Source organism: Flavimobilis soli (assembly GCF_002564025.1).
GTDB classification, from domain to species: Bacteria; Actinomycetota; Actinomycetes; order Actinomycetales; family Cellulomonadaceae; genus Flavimobilis; species Flavimobilis soli.
Window position 1 is genome coordinate 214,781 of record NZ_PDJH01000001.1, and the last position, 24,681, is coordinate 239,461.

Sequence of the window (24,681 nt, forward strand, 5' to 3'; positions counted from 1 at the left end):
CCCGGCAGCCCGCCGCGCCCATGGCGGCCAGAACGGGCCTAGCATTGCTCAACGTGTCGGACATCATGGATGCGGCGAAGCGGCTCGTGCTCGGCAGACCGGTGCGGAGCGACGGCCTGGGGCACACGCTGCTGCCCAAGCGCATCGCCCTCCCCGTCTTCGCGTCCGACGCGTTGTCCTCGGTCGCGTACGCGCCCGACGAGATCCTCCTGACCCTCGCGCTCGCCGGCTTCACGGCGACGACGATGTCGCCATGGGTGGGCGTCGCGGTCGTCCTGGTGCTGCTGGTCGTCGTCGCGTCGTACCGGCAGAACGTGCACGCGTACCCGTCGGGCGGCGGTGATTACGAGATCGCGACCGAGAACATCAGCCCGCGCGCGGGCCTGACGGTCGCGTCCGCGCTGCTCGTGGACTACGTCCTCACGGTTGCGGTGTCGATCTCCTCGGGTGCGCAGTACGCCGCGACCGCGATCCCCGCGCTGCGCGGGCACGAGCTGTCGATCGCCGTCGGGCTCATCGTCCTGCTGACGATCGCGAACCTTCGCGGCGTCAAGGAGTCCGGGAAGATGTTCGCGATCCCGGTCTACCTGTTCATGGCCGCCGTCGGCGCGACGGCGGTCGCGGGCTTCGTCCAGTACGTCACCGGCAACCTGGGACGGGCGGAGAGCGCGTCGTTCGACGTCGTGCCGTCCTCGGCGTTCGACCAGGGGCTCGTGGGGCTCGCCGGGGCGTTCCTCATCGCGCGTGCGTTCGCGTCGGGCTGTGCGGCGCTCACCGGTGTCGAGGCGATCTCGAACGGCGTCCCGGCGTTCAAGAAGCCGAAGTCGCGCAACGCCGCGACGACGCTCGCGCTGCTCGGACTGACGTCGATGTTCATGATCATGTCGATCCTGCTGCTCGCGTCGGCAACGGGCGTCGTCTACGTCGAGGACCCGGCGACCGACCTGCTGATCGACGGCCATGCTCCCGTCGGCTACGTCCAGGTGCCCGTGCTGTCGCAGCTGGCGCACACGGTGTTCGCGTCGTTCCCGCCGATGTTCTACGTCGTCTCGGCGGTCACGGGCCTCATCCTCGTGCTCGCCGCGAACACGGCGTTCAACGGCTTCCCGGTGCTCGGCTCGATCCTGGCGCGCGACGGCTACCTCCCGCGCCAGCTGCACAAGCGCGGCGACCGCCTCGCCTTCTCGAACGGCATCGTGTCGCTCGCGTTCGCGGCGATCGTGCTCGTCGTGCTGTTCGACGCGCAGGTCACGCGTCTCATCCAGCTCTACATCGTCGGCGTGTTCGTGTCCTTCACGCTGTCGCAGCTCGGCATGGTGCGGCACTGGACGGTTGCGCTGCGCCTCGCGTACGACCCGGCGCAGCGCGCGAGGATGAAGCGGTCGCGCATCCTCAACGTCGTCGGGCTCGGGATGACGGGCACGGTCCTCGTCGTCGTCCTTGCGACGAAGTTCACGCACGGTGCGTGGATCGCGCTGCTCGCGATGGCGGGCGTGTTCGTCGTCATGCGTGGCATCCGCAAGCACTACGACCAGGTCGCCGAGGAGCTCGAGCTCGACGAGGACGTCGCCGCCGAGCGCGCGCTGCCGAGCCGGGTGCATGCGATCGTGCTCATCTCGAAGGTGCACAAGCCTGCGATGCGCGCGCTCTCGTACGCCCGCGCGACCAGGCCCTCCGTGCTCGAGGCTGTCACGGTCGCGGTCGACGCCGACGAGACGGCGCGGCTCGTCGAGCACTGGGAGTCGCTCGACCTGCCGATGCCGCTGCGCGTCCTCGACTCGCCGTTCCGTGAGATCACCCGGCCCGTGCTCTCGTACGTGCGCTCGGTACGCCGTGAGAGCCCGCGCGACCTCGTCGTCGTCTACCTGCCCGAGTATGTGGTGGGTCACTGGTGGGAGCAGCTCCTGCACAACCAGAGCGCCCTGCGCCTCAAGGGCCGCCTGCTGTTCACGCCGGGTGTCGTCGTGGCCTCGGTACCCTGGCGTCTGGCCTCCACCGCGTCGACCGCGGGCACCGAGCCGGTGCTCTACCAGCGGCCGACCGACCCTGACGACACGAAGGCACCATGACCCAGCACCCTGCACGTCCTGCTCGACCCTCCCGCGGCTCCAGTCCGGGCTCGTCCCGGCCGGCGCGCCGCACGCGCCCCGGCGCCGAGGTCGACGCGCCTGTCGACCTGCCGCTCGTCGAGGTCGAGGTGGGTCCGGTCGCGCACGGCGGGCACTGCGTCGCCCGGCACGAGGGTCGCGTGATCTTCGTCCGGCACGCCCTGCCGGGCGAGCGCGTGCGCGTGCGCCTCACGGCTGCCGCCCCTGATGCGAAGTTCTGGCGCGGCGACGCGGTCGAGGTGCTCGAGGCGAGCGCCGACCGTGTCCCGTCCGCGTGGCCCGAGGCTGGCCCGGGCGGCGTCGGTGGCGCCGAGCTCGCGCACGTGCGTCTCGACGCGCAGCGCGAGTGGAAGCGTCAGGTGATCGAGGAGCAGCTGCGGCGCATCGCGCACCTCGAGCTGCCCGTGATGGTCGAGGCTGCCCCGGGCGACGACGAGCGCGGCGGCCTCGCGTACCGCACGCGCATCGAGCTCGTGGCCGACGCCGAGGGCCGCGCCGGCATGCGCCGGTACCGCTCGCACGACGTCGTCGCGCTCGACGCGATGCCGCTCGCGACCGAGGCGGTCGCCGCGGCCGCCGATGCGTTCGGCGTGTTCTCCGGGCGCTGGGCCGCGGGGGCTCGTCTCGACGTCGTCGCGCCCGAGGGCGGCGCTGACCCGATCCTGCTCGTCGACGGCGAGCCGTGGCGCGGCACGCGCGCCGACCGGCGGCCGAACGCGCGCCGCACCGTCGTCGAGACGGTCGCCGTCGGGGGAGCGGAGCACCGCTTCCGCGTCGCCGCAGACGGCTTCTGGCAGGTGCACCGCGAGGCGCCCGCGCTCCTCGCGCAGACGGTCCTCGACGCCGTGGGCGACGTGCTCGACGCGACCGTCGTCGACCTGTTCTCCGGCTCGGGTCTGTTCACGGCGCCCCTCGCCGCGGCCACAGGCACGGTCGGCCGTGTCGTGTCGGTCGAGGGAGACGAGCGCGCGGTCGCGTCCGCGCGCCGCAACCTGCACGGCCAGGATCACGTCGAGCTGTGGGCGGGCGACGTCGCTCGCGTCCTGCGCGAGGCAGGCCACGGTGCTGTCGGTGGAGCCGACGTCGTCGTCCTCGACCCGCCGCGCGCCGGTGCCGGTCGGCCCGTCGTCGACCAGGTCGTCGGGCTCGGCCCCGAGCGCGTGGTGCTGGTGTCGTGCGACCCGGCCGCCCTCGCCCGCGATCTCGGCCTGTTCGGCGAGTCTGGCTACGAGGTGCGGTCCCTGCGCGCGTTCGACCTCTTCCCGATGACGCACCACGTGGAGTGCGTCACTGTGCTCGAGCGCGCCTGACGCATCTGCGCGCGGCTCGCCGCGGCGTCAGGCCGCCTCAGGTTCCCGGGCCTGCGGGGAGGCTCAGGCGCCGAGCACGCTCAACCCCTGGGCCCTCAGGCCTCCACGCCCTCCGGCGCGGCCTCGTCGACAGCGCCCTCCGGCGCGGCCTCGTCGAGAGCGGCGCCGCCGAGCTGTGCGAGGCCCTGCTCGATGACCGCGACGATCGCGGCGTCGTCGGGCAGGGTCTGCGGGCGGAACCGGTGCACCGAGTCGTCCGGCAGGATGACGAACTTCTCGAAGTTCCACCTCACGCGCCCCGCGTGGCCGCTCGCGTCGGGGACCTTGCGCAGCTCGGTGTAGAGCGGGTGGCTGTGGCGGCCGTTGACCTTCGTCTTCTCCATGAGGGGGAAGGTCACGCCGTAGGTCGTGGAGCAGAACTCCGTGATCTTCTCGGCGGAGCCGGGCTCCTGCCCGGCGAACGAGTTGCACGGGAAGCCGAGAACGGTGAAGCCGCGGGGGCCGTAGGTGCGCTGGAGCTGCTCGAGCGTCGCGTACTGCGGCGTGAGGCCGCAGCGGGACGCGACGTTCACGACGAGGACGACCTTGTCGGCGTGCTCCGCGAGGGAGGTCGTGCGGCCGTCGATCGTCGTCAGGGGGATGTCGCGCAGGCTCATCGGACCAGGATAGGCGGCGTCCGCTGGGCCGCCCGGCGGCGGTGACTGGCATTTATGCAAGGCGTGTCTCACATATCTTGACGTCAAGATAAATGGTAGGCTGGCAGGCGGTTGCGCAGGTGTGCCTGCGCTCATGCCCGCCTAGGCTGGGGAGTGCCCCCGTCTGACAAAACACCCGAGCACCGACACGACGTGAGGGCGCTGCGCGCCACTGTCGTCCGGGCTCGGCTGACGCTGGAGTTAAGGAGCCATCGTGAGCAGTGTCGACACGTTCGGTGCTAAGGGAACCCTCGAGGTGGGGGACGCGTCCTACGAGATCTTCCGCCTCTCCGCGGTCGACGGGCTCGCCCGCCTGCCGTACTCGCTCAAGGTTCTCGCCGAGAACCTGCTTCGCACCGAGGACGGCGCGAACATCACCGCAGACCACGTGCGGGCGCTCGCTGAGTGGAACCCGGACGCACAGCCGGACACCGAGATCCAGTTCACGCCCGCCCGCGTGATCATGCAGGACTTCACGGGTGTCCCGTGCGTCGTCGACCTCGCCACCATGCGTGAGGCTGTCGCGGACCTCGGCGGCGACCCGTCGCGCATCAACCCGCTCGCACCCGCCGAGCTGGTCATCGACCACTCCGTGCAGATCGACGTCGCCGGCCGCGCCGACGCGTTCCGCCGCAACGTCGAGATCGAGTACGAGCGCAACCACGAGCGCTACCAGTTCCTGCGCTGGGGCCAGACGGCGTTCGACGACTTCAAGGTCGTCCCCCCGGGCACCGGCATCGTGCACCAGGTCAACATCGAGTACCTCGCCCGCGTCGTCATGACGCGCGAGGTCGAGGGCGTCCTGCGTGCCTACCCCGACACGTGCGTCGGCACCGACTCGCACACGACGATGGTCAACGGCCTCGGCGTGCTCGGCTGGGGCGTCGGCGGCATCGAGGCCGAGGCCGCGATGCTCGGCCAGCCCGTCTCGATGCTCATCCCGCGCGTCGTCGGCTTCAAGCTCTCGGGCCAGATCCCCACGGGCGTCACGGCGACCGACGTCGTCCTGACGATCACGCAGCTCCTGCGCCAGCACGGCGTCGTCGGCAAGTTCGTCGAGTTCTACGGCGAGGGTGTCTCGCAGGTCCCGCTCGCGAACCGCGCCACGATCGGCAACATGAGCCCCGAGTTCGGCTCGACCGCCGCGATCTTCCCGATCGACGACGTCACGCTCGACTACCTGCGCCTCACCGGCCGCAGCGACGAGCAGGTCGCGCTCGCCGAGGCCTACGCCAAGGAGCAGGGCATGTGGCTCGACCCGGCCACCGAGCCGGTGTTCTCCGAGTACCTCGAGCTCGACCTGTCGACCGTCGTCCCGTCGATCGCCGGTCCGAAGCGCCCGCAGGACCGCATCGAGCTCTCCCAGGCCAAGAGCGCGTTCACGCGCGACCTGCCGAACTATGCGCCCGACGTCCTCAACGGCATCGACGAGGCCGAGAAGGAGTCCTTCCCGGCATCCGACTCGCCCGCGATCTCCGAGCCTGCCCGCAAGACGGTCGAGGTCACGAGCCCCGAGGGCTCGACGTACGAGCTGTTCCACGGTGCGGTCGCGATCGCGTCGATCACGTCGTGCACCAACACGTCGAACCCGTCGGTCATGCTCGCTGCGGGCCTCCTCGCGAAGAAGGCCGTCGAGAAGGGCCTGACGGCCAAGCCGTGGGTCAAGACGTCGATGGCGCCGGGCTCGCAGGTCGTCACCAACTACTACGAGAAGGCCGGCCTCTGGCCGTACCTCGAGAAGCTCGGCTTCCACCTCGTCGGCTACGGCTGCGCCACCTGCATCGGCAACTCGGGCCCGCTCGCCGACGAGGTCTCCGCCGCCGTCAACGAGCACGACCTCGCCGTCGTCTCGGTGCTCTCCGGCAACCGCAACTTCGAGGGTCGCATCAACCCCGACGTGAAGATGAACTACCTCGCGTCGCCGCCCCTCGTGATCGCGTACGCGCTCGCCGGCACCATGGAGTTCGACTTCGAGCACGAGCCGCTCGGCCGTGACGAGGCCGGCCACCCGGTCTTCCTGCGCGACATCTGGCCGTCGACCGAAGAGGTCCAGGCGACGATCGACTCGTCGATCAACCGCGAGATGTTCACCGCGGACTACGCGGACGTGTTCGCGGGCGACGACAAGTGGCGCGCGCTCGACACCCCCGAGGGCGACACGTTCGCGTGGGACTCCGAGTCCACCTACGTCCGCAAGCCCCCGTACTTCGAGGGCATGGGCCTCACGCCCGCTCCCGTCGAGGACATCACCGGTGCCCGCGTCCTCGCGAAGCTCGGCGACTCGGTCACGACCGACCACATCAGCCCGGCCGGTGCCATCAAGCCGGACTCGCCCGCTGGTCGTTACCTCGCGGAGAACGGCGTCGAGCGTCGTGACTTCAACTCGTACGGCTCGCGCCGCGGCAACCACGAGGTCATGATCCGCGGCACGTTCGCCAACATCCGCCTGCGCAACCAGCTCCTCGACAACGTCGAGGGCGGTTACACGCTCGACTTCACGACGGGTGAGCAGGCTGCCATCTACGACGCGGCCCAGAACTACGCCGCGGCGGGCACGCCGCTCGTCATCCTCGGTGGCAAGGAGTACGGTTCCGGCTCCTCGCGCGACTGGGCTGCGAAGGGCACGGCGCTCCTGGGCGTCAAGGCCGTCATCACGGAGAGCTTCGAGCGCATCCACCGCTCGAACCTCATCGGCATGGGCGTCCTCCCGCTGCAGTTCCCGGAGGGCGAGAACGCCGAGTCGCTCGGCCTCGACGGCACCGAGACCTTCTCGATCTCGGGCATCACCGCGCTCAACGAGGGCACCACGCCCCGCACGGTCGCTGTGACCGCCACCAAGGCCGACGGCTCGACCGTCGCGTTCGACGCGGTCGTCCGCATCGACACGCCCGGAGAGGCGGACTACTACCGCAACGGCGGCATCCTGCAGTACGTCCTGCGCTCGCTCGTCGCGGCCTGACGCACGCACCTACGACGACGGGGCGCGCACCTTCGGGTGCGCGCCCCGTCGTCGTCCTGTCGCGTGTCCCTGCCCGACGGCGCACGCGCGGTCAGTCCGGGACGCCCGACTCCCACACGCTGAGCCTCACGTCGTAGCCCGGGCCGAGCTGCGCGGCGAGCTCGTCGCGCAGCGCGCGACCCTCGCGGGCGTGCGGCTCGCTCAGGTCGGGGGAGTCCCAGCCGTGCTTCCAGTCGAAGTGGTCGTTGAACTCCTGCGCCCACGCGAGAAGCCTGGCGCGCAGCGGCTCGGGCACGTCGACCTCATCGCGCTCCATCGGGCCGAAGCTGTTCCACAGCGGCCACGTGATCGTGTAGTCGTTCGCGATCTTCACGAGCGTCAGCTCATCGGCCGTGACATTCCCGCGACCCCGGCCGGCGCGCGGACCGCCCGACCCGATCACGAAGCGAAGCCCGGGGCCGTGACGGTCGCGTAGGACGCTGCGATGAGGCCCTCGAGCACCGCGAGGTCCACCTTTGCCAGGTCCTTGAGGTACAGGCACGACGCACCTGTCGTGTGCGGCCCGAGCCGCGCCAGCAGGTCGGCGTGGTGCTCGAAGCCGTCTGCGAGGTACACCGTGCTCGACGTCGAACGCCGCCACGTCAGCGTCCGTCGGGACGGTCTTCAGGGAGTCGGCCATGACCCAAGTGTGCGGTGCGCAGCGATCCGGGTCGAGGCCGCGCCGCAAGCGCGGCGCGGCCCCGACGCTCAGCCCGCCGCCGCGTCGTCCGCCGGCGTGAAGCCGAGGACCTTGCCGTAGAACGCGAGCTCGGCCGTGTACGCGCGCTGGATCGTCTCCGCCTTGCGGAAGCCGTGCCGCTCACCCTCGAACAGGATCAGCTCGACGTCGAGGCCCCGTGCCGCGACGGCGTCGGCCATCATCTGCGCCTGGTTCGGCGGCACGACCGTGTCCTCGGTGCCCTGCAACAGGATCATCGGCGCGCTCAGCCGATCCGTGTGGTGGATGGGGGACCGCTCGACGTAGAGGTCGCGGCGCTCGGGGTACGGCCCGATGAGCGAGTCGAGGTAGTGCGACTCGTGCTTGTGGGTCTCGCGGGCGAGCGCCTCGAGGTCGCCGATGCCGTAGAGGCTCGCCCCGACCGCGAACGTGTCGGTGAACGTCAGGGCGGCGAGCGTCGTGAAGCCGCCCGCGCTGCCGCCGCGGATGGCGAGCCGCTTGCCGTCGACGCGGCCCTGCTCGGCGAGCCAGAGGGCGCCCGTCTCGCAGTCGCGGACGTCGACGATTCCCCACTGCCCGCGCAGCCGCTCGCGGTAGGCGCGGCCGTAGCCGCTCGATCCGCCGTAGTTGACGTCGAGGACCGCGATGCCGCGCGTGGTCCAGTACTGGACCGACGGCGAGAAGCCGGGGAGCGTCGCGGCTGTCGGGCCGCCGTGCGTCATGACGACGAGCGGCGGGAGCGTGCCGGGCTCGCCCGTGTGCGTCGAGGACTTCGGTGCGTAGAAGAAGCCGTGCGCGACCCCGTCGCCCGACGGCCACGTGACCGCCTCCGCGACGGACACCTCCTCGGGAGACAGGGTCGGCTGCGCGGTCGCGCGCAGCACGCGCACGCCGTCGCCCTCGCGCTGCGGCCCGAGGTCGATCTCGACAAGCGCCGCCGGCCGGGTCGCATGCTCGGCGATGACGACGACGCGGCCCTCCGTCGCGGCGACGCCGCCCGCGGGCTCCCACTCGCCGTCCCACGTCTCGAGCTGGCCGTTCGTGACGCGCAGGGTGCCGAGGTGACGGTGCCCGGCGTCGGACCACGTGACGAGCGCGAGCTCGGCGTCGATCGTCGCGTATGTCCGGGTACCGAAGCCCCACTGTGGCGTCGACAGCTCGACCTCCGCCGGGCGCACGGCGCGCGTGCGCCGCGCCTCGCTGTCGAGCTCGGTCCGGTACAGGTTCCACCAGCCGGTGCGGTCGTCGACGTGCAGCAGCTCGCCCGTGGACGTCCACAGCGGCTCGGTCACGCTGACGTCCGTGCCGCCCGCGATCGTGCGGCGGTCGAGGACGCGCACGCCGTGGACGCCGAGGGCGAGCTCGCCGACGTGCAGCTCGGTGCCGTCCCACGGCATCGCCGGGTGGTCCCATGACAGCCACGCGAGCTGCTCGCCGTCGGGGCTCACCCGCGGCGACGTGAGGAAGTCGGGTCCTTCGACGAGGACGGTGATGCGCGACCCGTCGTCGGCGGCCGAGCCGTCGAGCGGGACCGCGACGATCGCTGCGGGCGGGTCCGTCAGCTGTGCGCCGGGCGCGCCGTGGTCTTCCGAGACAGCGACGAGCACGCCGTACCCGGGCACGACGTCGAGGTCCGCGTAGCGTCGCCCGTCTGGGGGCGTGAGCGGCACGGGCGGCGCGAAGCCGTCGCCGTCGCGGTCGACGCGGTAGAGGCGGTCGTCCTCGGCCCGGGACACGACCACACCGCCCGGGACGACCGTGTAGGACGCGCCGCCGTACTCATGCGCGCGGGTACGCACGTCGAACGTCGAGCCGTCCGGGAGCGTCGAGGGGATGACGTCGATGAGCGTGCCGTCCGCAGCGCGACGCACGAGCACCTGCCGCCCGCCCTCCTGCGGGCGCCCCTCGAGCCAGTAGGTCTCGTCACCGTCGACCGCGGGCTCGCTCAGCCGGACGGCGTCCGTCGTCAGGGCGGCCGCGGTAAGCGGCGAAGGCCAGGAACCGTACGGGGCTGGGGTGTGGGCGTCGTTGCTCATGGAGCCATCCTCGCCGATGCGCGGACCGGAGCGGCAGGTCCCAGGTCTCATGCGCGTGGCGTGCCGGGACGCGCCAGCGTCACCAGGGGATGTCGACGAGGCGGTCGCGGTCCCACGGGACCGACCAGCCGAGCTCGTCGAGGATCCCGCTCAGGACGATCGCCGTGAACCCCCACACGACGTTGCCCGCGACCTCGAACGCCGGGCCGCGATACGTGCGCCCGCCCCGCTCGAGCGCGGTCGTCCCGCGGTTCGCGGGCGCGACGAGGTCCGCGACGGGGGCGCGGAACACCTGCGCCGACTCACCGCGGTCGACGACGCGCACGTCGGTCGGCCGCGCCCACCAACCGAGCACGGGAGTGACGAGGTGGTCGCTCACCGGCAGGGGGAGCGCCCCGAGGGTGCCGAGCACCTCGACGCCGTCCGTGTCGAGGCCCGTCTCCTCCTCGGCCTCGCGCAGTGCCGCCGCGACGAGGTCGTCGTCCGTCGGGTCCATCCGGCCTCCCGGGAACGCGACCTGGCCGGGGTGGTGACGCAGCGTCGACGCACGACGCACGAGCAGCACGTCCAGGTCGGCCGGGACTGCGGGCGCGTCACCCGCGTGCTCCGCGGGGACGTCGTCGAGCCGCCCGAACAGCACGAGCACCGCTGCGGGACGCGACGCGTCCGCAGCGGGCAGCCTGCCTGTCGCCGCGCGCCAGTCGATCCCGTCGGCGGCGAGGGTGCGCAGCTGTGCGAGGGCGTCCATGTCAGCCCCGCCGGTACCTCACGGCGTCCGCGAACGTCCCGAGCCCCACGAGCGCGCGCGGCGCGAGGCTCGGCAGGCGCTCACGCCCCTGCTCGCGGATCGACGCGATCTGCGCCGCGGTGAGCTCCTCCGCCGTCTCCGGCTCGTCGAGCCACGCGCCGAGCATCGGCGCGTCGACCTCGAGGTGGAACTGGAACCCGGTCGCGCTACCCAGGCGGAACGCCTGAACCGGCGTCACGTCCGTCGACGCGAGCACGCTCGCGCCGTCGGGCGCCTCGACCGCGTCGTCGTGCCAGTGCAGCACCTCGGGGTCCGCGTGCGCGTCGACCACGAGCGGGTACAGGTACGGGTCGCGGATGCCGTCACCCGTCACGGAGACGGGACCGAAGCCCAGCTCGTGGTGAGCGCCCGGGTGGAACGCCGCACCGTGCGCGACCGCGAGGAGCTGCATGCCGAGGCAGACGCCGAGCACGGGGATGTCCGCCTCGACCGCCGCCACGAGGAGCCTGCGCTCAGCGGCGAGGCCGGGATGCTCCTCGTCGTCGAGCGCACCAGCGGCGCCGCCCATGACGACGAGACCGCCGAGGCGGCTCACGTCGGGCAGGTGCGGGTCGTGCTCGTCGAGCACCGTCCGGACCGTCCACGGGATGTCGCGCTGCTCGAGGCCGCGAGCGATCAGGCCAGGCCCCTCCCAGGCGGCGTGCTGCAGCACCAGCACGGGTGCGTCGTTGAACTCCACGGGGAAGACTCTACGCACGCCCCGGGCGCGCGCAGGTGAAGATCGTGGGTACCGTCACCAACCGGCGGGCAGCGGGCGCCCCTCCTCGTAGCCGGCAGCCGACTGGATGCCCACGACCGCGCGCTCGGCGAACTCCTCGAGCGACCGCGCGCCCGCGTACGTGCACGACGAGCGCAGACCCGACGCGATCTCGTCGATCAGGTCCTCGACGCTCGGGCGAGCCGGGTCGAGGTACATGCGCGACGTCGAGATGCCCTCCTCGTACAGCGCCTTGCGAGCGCGGTCGAACGGCGAGCCGGACGCGGTGCGTGCGGCGACCGCACGAGCCGACGCCATGCCGAAGCTCTCCTTGTACAAGCGGCCCGTGCCGTCGTCGTGCAGGTCGCCCGGGCTCTCGTACGTGCCGGCGAACCACGAGCCGATCATGACCTGGCTCGCGCCCGCGGCGATCGCGAGCGCGACGTCGCGCGGGTGCCGCACGCCGCCGTCGGCCCACACGTGCTTGCCGAGCTCGCGAGCCGCGGCGGCGCACTCGAGCACGGCGGAGAACTGCGGCCGGCCCACGCCGGTCATCATGCGCGTCGTGCACATCGCGCCCGGTCCCACGCCGACCTTGATGATGTCGGCGCCAGCCTCGACGAGGTCGCGGACGCCGTCGGCCGTGACGACGTTGCCCGCGACGATCGGCACGCTCGGCGACAGCGAGCGGACGGCGGCGAGCGCCTCGAGCATCTTCGCCTGGTGGCCGTGCGCGGTGTCGACGACGAGCGTGTCGGCGCCAGCCGCGAGGAGGCCCTCCGCCTTTGCGCGGACGTCGCCGTTGATACCGACCGCCGCGGCGATGCGCAGGTGCCCCGCGTCGTCGAGAGCGGGGGAGTAGATGCTCGAGCGCAGCGCGCCCTTGCGCGTCAGCACGCCGACGAGGCGACCGTCGCGCACGACCGGTGCGACCTTGCGTCGCGCGGCGTGCAGCTGCTCGAACGCGCGCCGCAGCCCGTCAGATCCGTCGAGCACGCTCACGTCGAGCGTCGCGAGCTCCGCCGACATGACCTGGTGCACCTGCGTGAAGCGGTCGACGTCGCGGCAGTCCTCGGGCGTCACGATGCCGACGACGCGGTCGTCCTCGACGACGATCGCGGCGCCGTGAGCGCGCTTGCCCATGAGCGTGAGCACCGTGTGCACGGTGTCGTGCGGGGCGATCGTCACGGGGGACTCGATGACCGGGTCCTTCGTCTTCACGTCGGCGATGACGTTCGCGACGACCTCGACCGGCACGTCCTGCGGGATGACGGCCATCGCGCCACGGCGCGCGACGGTCTCTGCCATGCGGCGGCCCGCCACGGCGGTCATGTTCGCGACCACGAGCGGGATCGTCGTGCCCGTGCCGTCCTGCGACGCGAGGTCGACGTCGAAACGAGAGCTGACGTCCGAGCGCGAGGGGACGAGGAAGACGTCGCCGTAGGTGAGGTCTGTCGTAGGGGCCTGGCCCTGGAGGAACTTCATGCGTCGAGTCTAGGGGCGCGGTCCGACGCTCGGGCGGGACTCGGCAGGGCTGCCGAGGGCGCCCGGAGAACCTGCGCCGGCGCCAAGATGAACGGAAGGTGAACGAGCAATGAAATGTCCACAGATCCGTGGTGTTCTGTCGCGCTTCGGGCCCTTCAGGGGGTGGACAGACCTCCTCGTGACCCCATGATGGACAACGTGGCAGAGCTTCTGATCCTCACGCTGGTGATCATCACCGCCCTCGCATTCGACTTCACGAACGGGTTCCACGACACCGGGAACGCCATGGCGACCTCCATCGCGACGGGCGCACTCAAGCCCCGCACCGCGGTGGCGCTCTCGGCGGTCCTCAACCTCGTCGGCGCGTTCCTCTCGGTCGCCGTCGCGGCGACCGTCGCCAAGGGCATCGTCAACCTCGACGGCGTCTCCGGGGACGCCCTCCTGACGATCGTCTTCGCCGGCCTCGTCGGCGGCATCCTCTGGAACGTCTTCACCTGGCTGCTCGGCCTGCCGTCGAGCTCGTCGCACGCTCTCTTCGGCGGCCTCATCGGCGCCGCGCTCATCGCGCTCGGCACGAGCGGCGTCGTCTGGGGCGGCGTCGTCGCCAAGATCCTCCTGCCAGCCCTCCTGGCGCCCGTCGTCGCCGGCCTCGTCGCCGCGGTCGGCACCTGGGTCGTCCACCGCATCGTGCGGGGAGTCCCGGAGAAGGCGCAGGAGCGCGGCTTCCGCTGGGGCCAGGTCGGCTCGGCGTCCCTCGTCTCCCTCGCGCACGGCACGAACGACGCGCAGAAGACGATGGGCGTCATCTTCCTTGCGCTCGTCGCGCACGGCACGGTGACCGCCGACGACCACATCCCGTTCTGGGTCATCGCCGCGTGCGCGGTAGCGATCGCGCTCGGTACGTACCTGGGTGGCTGGCGGGTCATCCGCACGCTCGGCAAGGGCCTCGTGGAGATCTCCTCGCCGCAGGGCATGGCTGCTGAGACGTCGTCCGCCGCGATCATCCTCACCTCGTCGAGCCTCGGCCTGCCGCTGTCGACGACGCACGTCGCGACCGGTTCGATCCTCGGCTCGGGCGTCGGTCGCCCGGGCGCCGAGGTCCGCTGGGGCGTCGCCGGGCGCATGGGCGTCGCGTGGCTCATCACGCTGCCCGCCTCGGGCCTCGTGGGGGCGGCGTGCTGGTTCCTCGCGCACGCCGTCGGCGGCGCGACCGGCATCCTCGTCGTCTTCGCGCTCCTCGTCGCCGGATGCTTCGCCATGTGGCGCCGCTCGCGCAAGGAGCCCGTCAACCCGGACAACGTCAACGACGAGTGGGACGGCGGCCAGCCGAGCCTCGGTGACGCGGTCGACGAGGCCATGGCCGTCGTGACCTCGATCGAGGCGCCCGCCCGCCCTGACGCCCGCCCCGAGGCCGCGTCGCCCGCCGTCCCGGCCGCGGTCTGAGAGGACTGGACATGAACGCAGCAGAGCTCGGCATCTCCCTCGTCAAGGTCGTCGCCGTCGGCCTCCTCCTCGGCGCGGGGCTGCCCGCGATCTTCGCGATCGGCATCCGCGCGACCGCCGCCGTCGAGACCGGACCTGACGGCGTCGAGCGCATGACGACGTCGGGCCGCGTCCGCGCGGTCGTGTGCTTCGGTGTCGTGCTCGCCGCCGTCGTCGCCGGGATCGTCTGGATCGTCTCCGGCGGTCACTGAACCTCCCCGCGCGCTCCACGGCTGTCCCCGCGGTCTGCGCGCCCCCCCTGCGCGGCCGCCCCGTAGAGTGGGAGACCGGCGGACGTCCGGTACCCGGTCGGGGCCGGAGACCTGGAGGACGACGCGATGGGGCTTCTCGAGCAGATCACGGGACCGGCGCGCCTGCGCACGCTGACGATCGCGCAGACGGAGCAGCTCGCCGAGGAGATCCGCGAGTTCCTGGTGCAGGCCGTCTCCCGGACCGGCGGTCACCTCGGCCCCAACCTCGGCGTCGTCGAGCTGACGATCGCGATGCACCGCGTGTTCAGCTCACCGACGGACACCTTCGTGTTCGACACGGGCCACCAGTCGTACGTGCACAAGCTCCTGACCGGTCGCCAGGACTTCTCCCGGCTGCGCCGCCACGACGGGCTGTCCGGCTACCCGAGCCGCGCCGAGTCGGAGCACGACGTCGTCGAGAACTCGCACGCGTCGACCGCCCTCTCGTGGGCCGACGGCATCGCGAAGGCGAACGCGCTCAAGGGCGCGCTCGACCGGCACGTCGTCGCCGTCATCGGTGACGGCGCCCTCACCGGCGGCATGGCCTGGGAGGCCATCAACAACATCGCAGACTCGACCGACGAGCGCCTCGTCATCGTCGTCAACGACAACGGCCGCTCGTATGCGCCGACGATCGGCGGCCTCGCGCACCACCTCGACACGCTGCGCACGACCCGCGGCTACGAGCAGGTGCTCAGCTGGGGAAAGCGCACGCTCAAGCGCTCGGGCCTGCCCGGGCGCGTCACGTACGACGCGCTGCACGGTCTGAAGAAGGGCATCAAGGACGTCGTCGCGCCGCAAGGCATGTTCGAGGACCTGGGCCTGAAGTACATCGGCCCGGTCGACGGTCACGACATCGCCGCGCTCGAGCGCTCCCTGAGCGCGGCGCGCGCGTTCGGCGGTCCCGTCCTCGTGCACGTCATGACGGAGAAGGGGCGCGGCTACTCGCCTGCCGAGCAGGACGTCGCGGACCGCTTCCACGCCGTCGGGCAGATCCACCCTGAGACGGGCCTGCCCGTCGCGCCGTCACGCTTCGGCTGGACGTCGGTGTTCGCCGACGAGATCGTCGCGATCGGCCGCCGCAGGCCCGACGTCGTCGCGATCACCGCGGCGATGCTCAACCCGGTCGGTCTCGCACCCTTCCAGGCGGAGTTCCCGCACCGCACGTTCGACGTCGGCATCGCGGAGCAGCACGCGGTCACCTCTGCGGCCGGGATGGCGTTCGCGGGCATGCACCCGGTCGTCGCGGTCTACGCGACGTTCCTCAACCGGGCGTTCGACCAGGTGCTCATGGACGTCGCGCTGCACCGCGCGGGCGTGACGTTCGTGCTCGACCGTGCCGGGATCACCGGGGACGACGGCGCGAGCCACAACGGGATGTGGGACCTCGCGATGCTGCGCATCGTGCCCGGGCTGCGCCTCGCGGCGCCCCGAGACGAGGCGACGCTCCGGTCCGCGCTGCGTGCGGCGGTGGACGTCGACGACGCTCCGACGGTCGTGCGGTACCCCAAGGGCTCGGTCGGCCCTGACCTCGCGGCGATCGACGAGCTCGACGGCGTGGACGTCCTCGCCCGCCACGAGCCGGGTGACGGCGAGCTGCGGCGCGTGCTCGTCGTCGGTATCGGCTCGATGGCCGGTACCGGGCTGGGGTTGGGGGAGAAGCTCGCCGCCCTCGGGCTCGGGTGCACCGTCGTGTCGCCGACGTGGGTGCTGCCGCTGCCGAGCGCGCTCGTGAAGTCGGCGGGGGAGCACGACCTGGTCGTGACGATCGAGGACGGCCTCGCCGACGGGGGCGTCGGCGCGCTCGTGCGCGAGCGTGCCGCGGAGGCGGGCGTGCGGACGCCCGTGCACACGGTCGGGCTGCCGACCGCGTTCCTCCCGCACGCGAGCCGCGAGCAGGTCGTCGAGGGCAACAGGCTGACCGTCCCGGACATCACCGCGGACGTGCTGCGGATCCTCGGGATCTGACCTCGGCGCACAGCGCCTGAACGGTGAGGAGGCCGGACTTCCGGTGGGTCCTTGCCCCTGTGACGCACGACTCAGCGGGGCGGGCTCCAGAGAGCCCTAGGTCCCAAGTCGTCCCACGAATTTCTCCCTACGGTGGAACCAAGATCAGAACGATGATCCATCCACGAGGAGACGGCGATGACGACGACCGCAGACGGAACCACGGGCACCCCCGAGACCGTCACCACTGATGCATGGCGCAGCTTCGACAAGGGTTCCTGGACCGAGACGGTCGACGTGCGCGACTTCATCCTGCGCAACTACACCCCCTACGAGGGCGACGCGTCCTTCCTCACCGGCCCCACCACCAAGACGCTGGCCGTCTGGGACACCCTCGAGAAGAACTACCTGTCCGTCGAGCGCGCCAAGCGTGTCTACGACGTCGACACGCAGACCCCCGCTGACATCGACGCCTTCCCCGCCGGCTACATCTGCGAGGAGGACGACGTCATCGTCGGCCTGCAGACCGACACCCCGCTCAAGCGCGCGATGATGCCCAACGGCGGGTGGCGCATGGTCGAGACCGCGATCCGCGAGGCTGGCCTCGAGCCCGACCCGCGCGTCAAGGAGATCTTCACCAAGTACCGCAAGACGCACAACGAGGGCGTCTTCGACATCTACACGCCGCGCATCCGCGCCGCCCGCTCGTCGCACATCATCACGGGCCTGCCCGACGCCTACGGCCGCGGCCGCATCATCGGCGACTACCGTCGCGTCGCCCTGTACGGCGTCGACTTCCTCATCGAGCAGAAGCAGAAGGACAAGGACAAGGTCGCCGACCAGCCCTTCTCCGAGCACTGGGCCCGCTACCGCGAGGAGCACTCGGAGCAGATCCGCGCGCTCAAGAAGCTCAAGACGCTCGGCGAGCAGTACGGCTTCGACCTGGGCCGCCCGGCCGCGAACGCCAAGGAGGCCGTCCAGTGGACGTACTTCGGCTACCTCGCGTCCGTGAAGTCGCAGGACGGCGCCGCGATGTCGTTCGGCCGCCTCTCCGCGTTCTTCGACGCGTACTTCGAGCGTGACCTCGCCGAGGGCACGATCACCGAGCAGGACGCCCAGGAGATGATCGACGCCCTCGTCATCAAGCTCCGCATCGTGCGCTTCCTGCGGACGATCGACTACGACCAGATCTTCTCGGGCGACCCGTACTGGGCCACCTGGTCTGACGGTGGCATCGCCGAGGACGGCCGCACGCTCGTCACGAAGACGTCGTTCCGCCTGCTGCAGACGCTGCGCAACCTGGGCCCCGCCCCCGAGCCGAACATCACGATCTTCTGGGACGAGGACCTGCCCGCGGGCTACAAGGAGTTCTGCGCCGCGATCTCGATCGAGACGAGCTCGATCCAGTACGAGTCGGACGAGCAGATCCGTGAGCGCTGGGGCGACGACGCGGCGATCGCGTGCTGCGTCTCCCCGATGAAGGTCGGCAAGCAGATGCAGTTCTTCGGGGCGCGCGTCAACGCCGCGAAGTCCCTGCTCTACGCGATCAACGGTGGTCGCGACGAGGTCAGTGGCAAGCAGGTCGTCACCGGCTTCGAGCCGGTCCAGGGCGACGGTCCGCTCGACTTCGACGAGGTCTGGGCCAAGTACGAGGACATGCTCGACTGGGTCGTCGGCACCTACGTCGAGGCGCTCAACATCATCCACTACAGCCACGACAAGTACGCCTACGAGGCCATGGAGATGGCGCTGCACGACAGCGACATCATCCGGACCATGGGCTGCGGCATCGCGGGCCTGTCGATCGTCGCGGACTCGCTCTCCGCCATCAGGTACGCCAAGGTCACCCCGGTCCGTGACGAGACCGGTCTGGTCGTCGACTACATCACCGAGGGCGACTTCCCGAAGTACGGCAACGACGACGACCGTGCGGACGACATCGCGGCGACGATCGTGCACACGGTGATGTCGAAGATCAAGGCGATCCCGATGTACCGCGACGCGATCCCGACGCAGTCCGTCCTGACGATCACCTCGAACGTGGTCTACGGCAAGGCGACCGGCGCGTTCCCCTCGGGCCACGAGGCGGGCACCCCGTTCGCCCCGGGTGCCAACCCGGAGAACGGCGCGGACACGCACGGCATGGTCGCCTCGATGCTCTCGGTCGGCAAGCTCGACTACAACGACGCGCTCGACGGCATCTCGCTGACGAACACGATCACCCCCTCGGGCCTGGGCCGCACGAAGGACGAGCAGGTCTCCAACCTGGTCGGAATCCTCGACGCTGGCTTCGTCCCGCAGGACTGACTCGACCGACACACTCGTAGGACAGACGGAAGGAAACGACGATGGGCAAGAAGTTCGACGAGCGCCTCGCCGACATGAAGGCAGCGCGGGACTGCAACGGCGGCGTCAAGGGCCTGTACCACGCCAACATCAACGTCCTGAACCGGGACACCCTCGAGGACGCCATGGAGCACCCCGAGAAGTACCCGCAGCTCACGGTCCGTGTCTCCGGATACGCTGTGAACTTCGTCAAGCTGACACGTGAGCAGCAGCTCGACGTCCTCTCGCGGACGTTCCACCAGAGCGCCTGAGCTCTTCACCGCAGCCCCGCCCCGACCGACAAGAAACGGAGACAGACGAGATGACCATCAGTCTTCCCGCCCCCGTGGTCGGCGGCGGGGCGAGCGGTGACCAGGGGTTCGACGCCCCAGTGGGTCGCGCCGAAGGTGCTGGCACGGCAGCGCTTGAGCTGTCCCACGCCGACCGCAGCGAGCGGTTCGCGCAGATGCGGGCGGGCCAGCTCGGTTCGGTGCACTCGTGGGAGCTCGTCACGGCCGTCGACGGCCCCGGGACCCGCATGACGGTGTTCCTCTCGGGCTGCCCGCTGCGGTGCCTGTACTGCCACAACCCCGACACGATGCAGATGCGGTCCGGTGACCCGGTCGAGGCGAGCGAGCTGCTGCGTCGCATCCGCCGCTACCGGTCCGTGTTCCGTGCGACGGGGGGCGGCATCACCCTCTCGGGCGGCGAGGTGCTCATGCAGCCCGCCTTCGCGGCGACGATCCTCGCCGGCGCGAAGGAGATGGGGATCCACACCGCGATCGACACGTCGGGCTACCTCGGTGCGGCGTGCACCGACGAGATGCTCGACAACATCGACCTGGTCCTGCTCGACGTGAAGTCGGGCGACCCGGAGACCTACAAGAAGGTCACGGGCCGCGAGCTGCAGCCCACGCTCGACTTCGGCCGCCGGCTCGCCGAGAAGGGCATCGAGGTCTGGCTCCGCTTCGTGCTCGTGCCCGGTCTCACCGACGCTCCGGAGAACGTCGAGAAGGTCGCGGAGTACGCGGCCACGCTCTCGAACGTCTCCCGCGTCGAGGTGTTGCCCTTCCACCAGATGGGCAAGGACAAGTGGCAGTCGCTCGGGCTCGACTACCAGCTCGCCGACACGAAGCCGCCGACGAACGACGAGGTCGAGTCGGTCCGGGCCCGCTTCCGCAAGCGCGGGCTCACGGTCTACTGACCGCTCCCGCACAGAAGCACGACGAAGGTCCGCGACGGATGTCGCGGACCTTCGTCGTTCCCTGTCGAGCGCGTCGGCCGTCCAGACGGCGCGGTGGCTCGCCCGACCGTCAGACGGCGAGCGTCACGCTGGTCCGTCCGACGGCAGCGTCGACCTGCTGCGTCGTCGAGCCCGCGCGGCTCAGGACGCGCAGCTCCCAGCGCGCCGGGCGCGCGTAGAAGACAAACTCGCCGCCCGGCCCGGTGACGACCTCGGCGGTGAACTCGCCGTCGCCGTCGTGCAGGCGGACGTAGGCGCCCGGGACGGGCGCGCCCTCGTGGACGACGACGCCGTCGACGACCGTGGCGCCCGGGGCGACGACGACGTCGCCACCCTGCGCAGGTGCCCCGCACGTGCTCATGGTTCCTCCTGGAGTGGTGGCAGGACGATCAGGCGGTCGCGGGGACCTCGATCGGGACGCCGACGAGCGAGCCGTACTCGACCCACGAGCCGTCGTAGTTCTTGACGTCCTGCTGGCCGAGGAGCTGCGAAAGGACGAACCACGTGTGGCTCGAGCGCTCACCGATGCGGCAGTAGGCGATCGTCGGGCGGTCGGTGTCGAGGCCGGCGGCGCCGTAGAGCTCGGCGAGCTCCTCGTCGCTGCGGAACGTGCCGTCGTCGTTCGCGGCCTTGGACCACGGGATGTTGATCGCGCCCGGGACGTGGCCGCCGCGCTGCGAGTGCTCCTGCGGGAGGTGCGCCGGGCCGAGGATCTTGCCGGCGAACTCCTCAGGCGAGCGCACGTCGACGAGGTTCTTCTGGCCGATCGACGCGACGACCTCGTCGCGGAAGGCGCGCAGGCTCAGGTCCTGCTCGGTCGCGGTGTACGTCGTGGCCGGTCGGGTGACCGGAGCGTCGGTGAGCGGGCGACCGTCGAGCTCCCACTTCTTGCGGCCGCCGTCGATCAGGCGGACGTCCTGGTGGCCGTAGAGCTTGAAGTACCAGAACGCGTAGGCGGCGAACCAGTTGTTGTTGCCGCCGTAGAGGATCACGGTGTCCTCGTTGGCGATGCCCTTCGCGGACAGGAGCGCCTCGAACTGCTCCTTGTTGACGAAGTCGCGGCGGACGGGGTCCTGGAGGTCGAGCTTCCAGTCGAGCTTGACGGCGCCCTCGAGGTGGCCGGTGTCGTAAGCGGTGGTGTCCTCGTCGACCTCGACGAAGACGAGGCCGGGGGTGGCGAGGTTGGCCTCGGCCCACTCGGCCGAGACGAGTACGTCGTTGCGTGCCATGGTTCCTCCTGCGGTGGACGGCTGCTGTTGGCGCGAACGTAGCGGCGTGACGCCCGGAGTTCTCGAACGACGAGGGAAATCTCGGATCGCGGACAGGCGTCTCGCGAAACTGCAGGACGATAGGTAATAGCACCTACCTCACGCCTGCCCGGTCGACGCCGATCGGAGCAGCGGAACGCACTCGACGTACGGAGAAGACCCAGTGGCAGCGCGACCCAGCACGACACCCCGACGAGGCGCACGGTGGATCGTCGCCGCGCTCATGACCATCGCGCTCGCCGCGACCGGGACGGGGACCGCGGCGGCCGCGTCGTCGCCGAGCATCGACCGCACCTCGAAGACGGCGGTCGCGAAGGCCTACGTGAAGATGGCGAAGACCCTTAACGTGTCCTCGGGGTGGACGGGCAAGGTCAAGGGCTGCAAGATCGGGACTAACTCGAAGAAGCACGACAAGGCGTCGCTCGCGACCGTCAACTGGGCCCGCGCGCAGGCGGGCCTGAGCCCCGCACGATGGGACGCGTCGTGGGCGCGCCAGGCTCGTGCGCACGCGCTCATGACGACCGCCAACAGCCGCCTCACGCACGACGTCACCCCGAAGGACAAGTGCTTCTCCAAGGCCGCACAGGTCGGCGGCACGACGTCGAACATCGCGTTCGGCGCCACCGGGCCGTGGTCCGTGATGCTCTACCTCGACGACCCGGGGGCGCACAACGTCACCGTCGGCCACCGTCGGTGGATCCTCGACCCCAGCACCACCCGTGTGGGCATCGGCTCGACCAGCATCGCGAGCTCGATGAAGGTGTTCGGCGACACTGGCTCCGACAAGGTCGGGAAGAACCCCCGCTTCCTCCCGTGGCCGACGTCGGGCTACTTCCCGTACGAGGCCGAGCCGAACGGCCGGTGGTCGCTCACCGCGATAGGCGCCGACTTCACGAAGGCGAAGGTCGTCGTCCGCGACCCGAAGGGCAAGAAGCTCGCGCTCAAGAAGGCGCCCGCCGCTGGCAGCCTGCCGGACACGATTTCGTGGGACCTCAAGAAGTGGGTCAACGCCCCCAAGGGCAAGAAGACGGCCACCTACAAGGTCACGGTTACGGGCATCCGCTGGGTCGGCGCCACGGGGCCCAAGTCCTACACCTACAAGGTGAAGCTCATCAACGCGGCGAAGGTCGCGAAGAAGAAGTAGGCCCCGTGCCGGGCTGCTCAGGCAGCCCGGCACGAGGCCCGTGGTCGTCGCGCGCGCGTCAGCGCACGGCGCCCTCAGGGACGTTCGCGACGCCGTCGGGCAGGAGCCTGCGACCCAGCACCTTCTCGCTGTACCCGGTGCGGTCGAGGTACGGCGCGATGCCTCCCGACGCGAACGGCCAGCCGGCGCCAAGGATCATGCACAGATCGATCTGCGACACGTTCGCGACGACCTCCTCGTCGAGCATGTGCCCGATCTCGACCGCCAGCGCCGTGAGCACCTGGTCGAGCACACCTGCCTCGTCGAGAGCGCCCGGACCGCCCGCAGGCCCGAAGACCTCCTGGATCGCCGGGTCGACCTCGGCCGGGATGCCCTTCGCCACCGGCGGCTTCACGACCTTGATGCCGTCGGCGACGATCCGCTCGAGCCCCTCGGAACGAGCGAAGCGGTCGCCGAGATCCTCGCGCAAGGACGTCAGCACGTGCAGGCCTACCGCCGGCCCGACGAGGTCGAAAAGGGCGAACGGCCCCATCGGCAGGCCGAGCGGGCGCAGCGCGCGGTCCGCGACCTCGACCGGCGTGCCCGCCTCGACCGCACGCACGATCTCGCCGAGCAGCAGGACGAGCAGACGGTTGACCACGAAGCCGGGCCGGTCGGCGACGTCCACTGCGGTCTTGCGCAGCTTCTTCGCGACGGCGAACGCCGTCGCCGTTGCCTCGATCGACGTCTTCTCGGCGTGGATCACCTCGACGAGCGGCATCTGCGCGACCGGGTTGAAGAAGTGCAGCCCGACGACGCGCTCAGGGTTCTTCAGGTCCGCCGCCATGCGCGTCACGGAGAGGGCCGACGTGTTCGTCGCGAGCACGGTCGTGGGGGAGACGATCGTCTCGAGCTCCGCGAAGACGCGCTTCTTGAGGTCGAGGATCTCGGTGACGGCCTCGATCACGAAGTCGCAGCCAGCCATGTCCTCGAGGCTCGTCGTGCCGTGCACGTCCGCACGGATCCGGTCGGCGGCGTTCGCCGACATGCGGCCCGTCGACACGAGCTTGTCGAGCGAGCCGTGGACGTGCGCGAGGCCCTGGGCGACGCGGTCGTCGTCGAGGTCCCGCATGATGACAGGGACCGAGAGGCGCTGCGCGAACAGCAACGCGAGCTGCGCGGCCATGAGGCCTGCGCCCACGATGCCGACCCGGGTCACAGGCTGCGCGATCTTCGGGTCCGGTGCGCCCTCGGGCCGCTTCGCCTTGTTGACCGTGTTGAACGCGTAGATGCTCGCGCGCAGCTCGTCGGTCATGATCAGGTCGGCGAGCGCGTCGTCCTCCGCCGCGAAGGCGGTGTCGCGGTCGACGTCCGGGCCGAGCGCGAGCAGGTCGAGCGCGCGGCCGGGCGCGGGGCGCGAGCCGTGCACGACGGCGTCGATCCGGCCGCGGGCCGCGTCGACGACGGCCTGCCAGGTCTCCGCGTCTGCGGGCTCCGGGCGGCCGACGGTCACTGCGCCCGTGAGGACACGTGCCGCCCAGTCGAGCGACTGCTCGAGGAAGTCGGCTGCCTCGAACAGGGCGTCCGCAAGGCCGATCTCCGCGGCTTCCTTCGCCTTGAACGGTTTGTTCGCGGCGGGACGCGTGAGGATCACGTCGATCGCCTTCTCGATGCCGACGAGCCTCGGCACGAGGTACGCGCCGCCCCAGCCGGGGATCAGGCCGAGACCGGTCTCCGGGAGGGCGAGCGCGGGCACGTCGGACGCGACCGTGCGGTAGTCGCAGTTGAGCGCGACCTCGAGGCCGCCCCCGAGGGCCAGACCGTTGATGAAGGCGAACGTCGGTACGCCCATCTCACCGAGGAGGCGGAACGCGTCGTGCCCGGCACGGCCGAGCGCGAGCGCGTCGGCACGGTCGTCGACGCGTACGGCCGCGTTGAGGTCGGCGCCCGCGGCGAGGAAGTAGGGCTTGCCCGTGATGCCGACGGCGACGATCTCGCCTGCAGCGGCACGCGCCTGCTGGGTCTCGAGGACGCTGCGCAGCTCGGCGAGGCCCTGCGGGCCGAGCGTCGTCGGCTTCGTGTGGTCGAGGCCGTTGTCGAGCGTCACGAGAGCCATGACGCCTGCCCCGCCAGGGAGGCGGACGTCGCGGACGAGGCTGTGCGTGACGCGCTCGCCGGTGGCGGTGGTCTCGCTGGGTGCGGTGGTGGTGTCGGTCATGACCGGTC

18 protein-coding genes and 1 pseudogene are annotated in these 24,681 nt (G+C 70.9%); 9 read left to right on the plus strand and 10 right to left on the minus strand.

The window, feature by feature from the left end:
• The first annotated feature begins 53 nt into the window (after nt 1–53).
• Both ATL41_RS00990 and ATL41_RS00995 read left to right on the plus strand, forming a co-directional pair.
• Nucleotides 54–2,069, plus strand: coding sequence for an APC family permease (locus tag ATL41_RS00990; RefSeq protein WP_098458847.1), 2,016 nt, complete (start codon nt 54–56; stop codon nt 2,067–2,069).
• Nucleotides 2,066–3,418 (plus strand): class I SAM-dependent RNA methyltransferase, encoded by a 1,353-nt coding sequence (locus tag ATL41_RS00995; protein ID WP_098456805.1) that lies wholly within the window; start codon nt 2,066–2,068, stop codon nt 3,416–3,418. Before ATL41_RS00990 ends, ATL41_RS00995 begins: the two co-directional genes overlap by 4 nt.
• Before the next feature lie 95 nt (nt 3,419–3,513).
• On the opposite strand, the gene ATL41_RS01000 is transcribed toward ATL41_RS00995, so the two are convergent.
• Nucleotides 3,514–4,074, minus strand: coding sequence for a glutathione peroxidase (locus ATL41_RS01000; RefSeq protein ID WP_098456806.1), 561 nt, complete (start codon nt 4,072–4,074; stop codon nt 3,514–3,516).
• Between the two features lie 250 nt (nt 4,075–4,324).
• Here ATL41_RS01000 and acnA point away from each other — a divergent pair, with 250 nt between their 5' ends.
• Nucleotides 4,325–7,072, plus strand: coding sequence for an aconitate hydratase AcnA (acnA, locus tag ATL41_RS01005; RefSeq protein WP_219810400.1), 2,748 nt, complete (start codon nt 4,325–4,327; stop codon nt 7,070–7,072).
• Between the two features lie 91 nt (nt 7,073–7,163).
• On the opposite strand, the gene ATL41_RS01010 is transcribed toward acnA, so the two are convergent.
• The 6 genes from ATL41_RS01010 to guaB1 all read right to left on the minus strand — a co-directional run bounded on the left by ATL41_RS01010 (nt 7,164) and on the right by guaB1 (nt 12,816).
• Nucleotides 7,164–7,445, minus strand: a complete 282-nt coding sequence (locus ATL41_RS01010) for a hypothetical protein (RefSeq protein WP_098456808.1) — start codon at nt 7,443–7,445, stop codon at nt 7,164–7,166.
• A 65-nt stretch (nt 7,446–7,510) separates the two neighbouring features.
• Complete coding sequence (locus ATL41_RS01015) at nt 7,511–7,687, minus strand: DUF1801 domain-containing protein (RefSeq protein ID WP_181010222.1); 177 nt, start codon at nt 7,685–7,687, stop codon at nt 7,511–7,513.
• 132 nt (nt 7,688–7,819) lie between these two features.
• Nucleotides 7,820–9,826 (minus strand): S9 family peptidase, encoded by a 2,007-nt coding sequence (locus ATL41_RS01020; protein WP_098456809.1) that lies wholly within the window; start codon nt 9,824–9,826, stop codon nt 7,820–7,822.
• A 79-nt stretch (nt 9,827–9,905) separates the two neighbouring features.
• Entirely contained in the window at nt 9,906–10,574 is a 669-nt protein-coding gene (locus ATL41_RS01025; protein WP_098456810.1) for an NUDIX hydrolase, read from the minus strand.
• 1 nt (nt 10,575) lies between these two features.
• A complete protein-coding gene (locus ATL41_RS01030) occupies nt 10,576–11,313 on the minus strand; it encodes a type 1 glutamine amidotransferase (protein ID WP_098456811.1) in 738 nt (245 codons plus the stop codon).
• 54 nt (nt 11,314–11,367) lie between these two features.
• The gene (gene guaB1, locus ATL41_RS01035) at nt 11,368–12,816 is read right to left on the minus strand and encodes a GMP reductase (RefSeq protein WP_098456812.1); all 1,449 of its coding nucleotides are present in this window, start codon (nt 12,814–12,816) and stop codon (nt 11,368–11,370) included.
• Nucleotides 12,817–13,005: 189 nt separating this feature from the next.
• Here guaB1 and ATL41_RS01040 point away from each other — a divergent pair, with 189 nt between their 5' ends.
• The 5 genes and pseudogenes from ATL41_RS01040 to pflA all read left to right on the plus strand — a co-directional run bounded on the left by ATL41_RS01040 (nt 13,006) and on the right by pflA (nt 20,025).
• Nucleotides 13,006–14,259 (plus strand): inorganic phosphate transporter, encoded by a 1,254-nt coding sequence (locus tag ATL41_RS01040; protein ID WP_169924577.1) that lies wholly within the window; start codon nt 13,006–13,008, stop codon nt 14,257–14,259.
• Between the two features lie 11 nt (nt 14,260–14,270).
• Nucleotides 14,271–14,510 (plus strand): hypothetical protein, encoded by a 240-nt coding sequence (locus ATL41_RS01045; protein WP_098456814.1) that lies wholly within the window; start codon nt 14,271–14,273, stop codon nt 14,508–14,510.
• A 126-nt stretch (nt 14,511–14,636) separates the two neighbouring features.
• Entirely contained in the window at nt 14,637–16,517 is a 1,881-nt protein-coding gene (dxs, locus tag ATL41_RS01050; RefSeq protein ID WP_098456815.1) for a 1-deoxy-D-xylulose-5-phosphate synthase, read from the plus strand.
• Nucleotides 16,518–16,694: 177 nt separating this feature from the next.
• A pseudogene (gene pflB, locus ATL41_RS01055) lies at nt 16,695–19,093 on the plus strand (formate C-acetyltransferase).
• A gap of 50 nt (nt 19,094–19,143) precedes the next feature.
• Nucleotides 19,144–20,025 carry a pyruvate formate-lyase-activating protein gene (gene pflA, locus ATL41_RS01065; protein WP_098456818.1) on the plus strand — a complete coding sequence of 294 codons (882 nt, stop codon included), beginning with the start codon at nt 19,144–19,146 and terminating at the stop codon, nt 20,023–20,025.
• A gap of 109 nt (nt 20,026–20,134) precedes the next feature.
• Here the strand turns inward: pflA and ATL41_RS01070 are convergent, their stop codons facing one another.
• Entirely contained in the window at nt 20,135–20,425 is a 291-nt protein-coding gene (locus tag ATL41_RS01070) for a DUF1416 domain-containing protein (RefSeq protein ID WP_098456819.1), read from the minus strand.
• Nucleotides 20,426–20,453: 28 nt separating this feature from the next.
• The gene (locus ATL41_RS01075) at nt 20,454–21,293 is read right to left on the minus strand and encodes a sulfurtransferase (protein ID WP_098456820.1); all 840 of its coding nucleotides are present in this window, start codon (nt 21,291–21,293) and stop codon (nt 20,454–20,456) included.
• Between the two features lie 202 nt (nt 21,294–21,495).
• Between ATL41_RS01075 and ATL41_RS01080 the strand changes: the two genes are divergently transcribed.
• Nucleotides 21,496–22,476 (plus strand): CAP domain-containing protein, encoded by a 981-nt coding sequence (locus ATL41_RS01080; protein ID WP_143556543.1) that lies wholly within the window; start codon nt 21,496–21,498, stop codon nt 22,474–22,476.
• Nucleotides 22,477–22,534: 58 nt separating this feature from the next.
• Here ATL41_RS01080 and ATL41_RS01085 read toward each other — a convergent pair whose 3' ends face one another.
• A complete protein-coding gene (locus tag ATL41_RS01085; RefSeq protein ID WP_098456822.1) occupies nt 22,535–24,673 on the minus strand; it encodes a 3-hydroxyacyl-CoA dehydrogenase NAD-binding domain-containing protein in 2,139 nt (712 codons plus the stop codon).
• Nucleotides 24,674–24,681 lie beyond the last annotated feature (8 nt).

What these genes read in the sequence shown, in the direction of transcription:
- ATL41_RS00995 (WP_098456805.1), top strand. Translation starts at nt 2,066, where the DNA reads ATGACCCAGCACCCTGCACGTCCTGCTCGACCCTCCCGCGGCTCCAGT.
- ATL41_RS01000 (WP_098456806.1), bottom strand. Translation starts at nt 4,074, where the DNA reads ATGAGCCTGCGCGACATCCCCCTGACGACGATCGACGGCCGCACGACC.
- ATL41_RS01020 (WP_098456809.1), bottom strand. Translation starts at nt 9,826, where the DNA reads ATGAGCAACGACGCCCACACCCCAGCCCCGTACGGTTCCTGGCCTTCG.
- ATL41_RS01025 (WP_098456810.1), bottom strand. Translation starts at nt 10,574, where the DNA reads ATGGACGCCCTCGCACAGCTGCGCACCCTCGCCGCCGACGGGATCGAC.
- guaB1 (WP_098456812.1), bottom strand. Translation starts at nt 12,816, where the DNA reads ATGAAGTTCCTCCAGGGCCAGGCCCCTACGACAGACCTCACCTACGGC.
- ATL41_RS01040 (WP_169924577.1), top strand. Translation starts at nt 13,006, where the DNA reads ATGGACAACGTGGCAGAGCTTCTGATCCTCACGCTGGTGATCATCACC.
- ATL41_RS01045 (WP_098456814.1), top strand. Translation starts at nt 14,271, where the DNA reads ATGAACGCAGCAGAGCTCGGCATCTCCCTCGTCAAGGTCGTCGCCGTC.
- dxs (WP_098456815.1), top strand. Translation starts at nt 14,637, where the DNA reads ATGGGGCTTCTCGAGCAGATCACGGGACCGGCGCGCCTGCGCACGCTG.
- pflA (WP_098456818.1), top strand. Translation starts at nt 19,144, where the DNA reads ATGACCATCAGTCTTCCCGCCCCCGTGGTCGGCGGCGGGGCGAGCGGT.
- ATL41_RS01070 (WP_098456819.1), bottom strand. Translation starts at nt 20,425, where the DNA reads ATGAGCACGTGCGGGGCACCTGCGCAGGGTGGCGACGTCGTCGTCGCC.
- ATL41_RS01075 (WP_098456820.1), bottom strand. Translation starts at nt 21,293, where the DNA reads ATGGCACGCAACGACGTACTCGTCTCGGCCGAGTGGGCCGAGGCCAAC.
- ATL41_RS01085 (WP_098456822.1), bottom strand. Translation starts at nt 24,673, where the DNA reads ATGACCGACACCACCACCGCACCCAGCGAGACCACCGCCACCGGCGAG.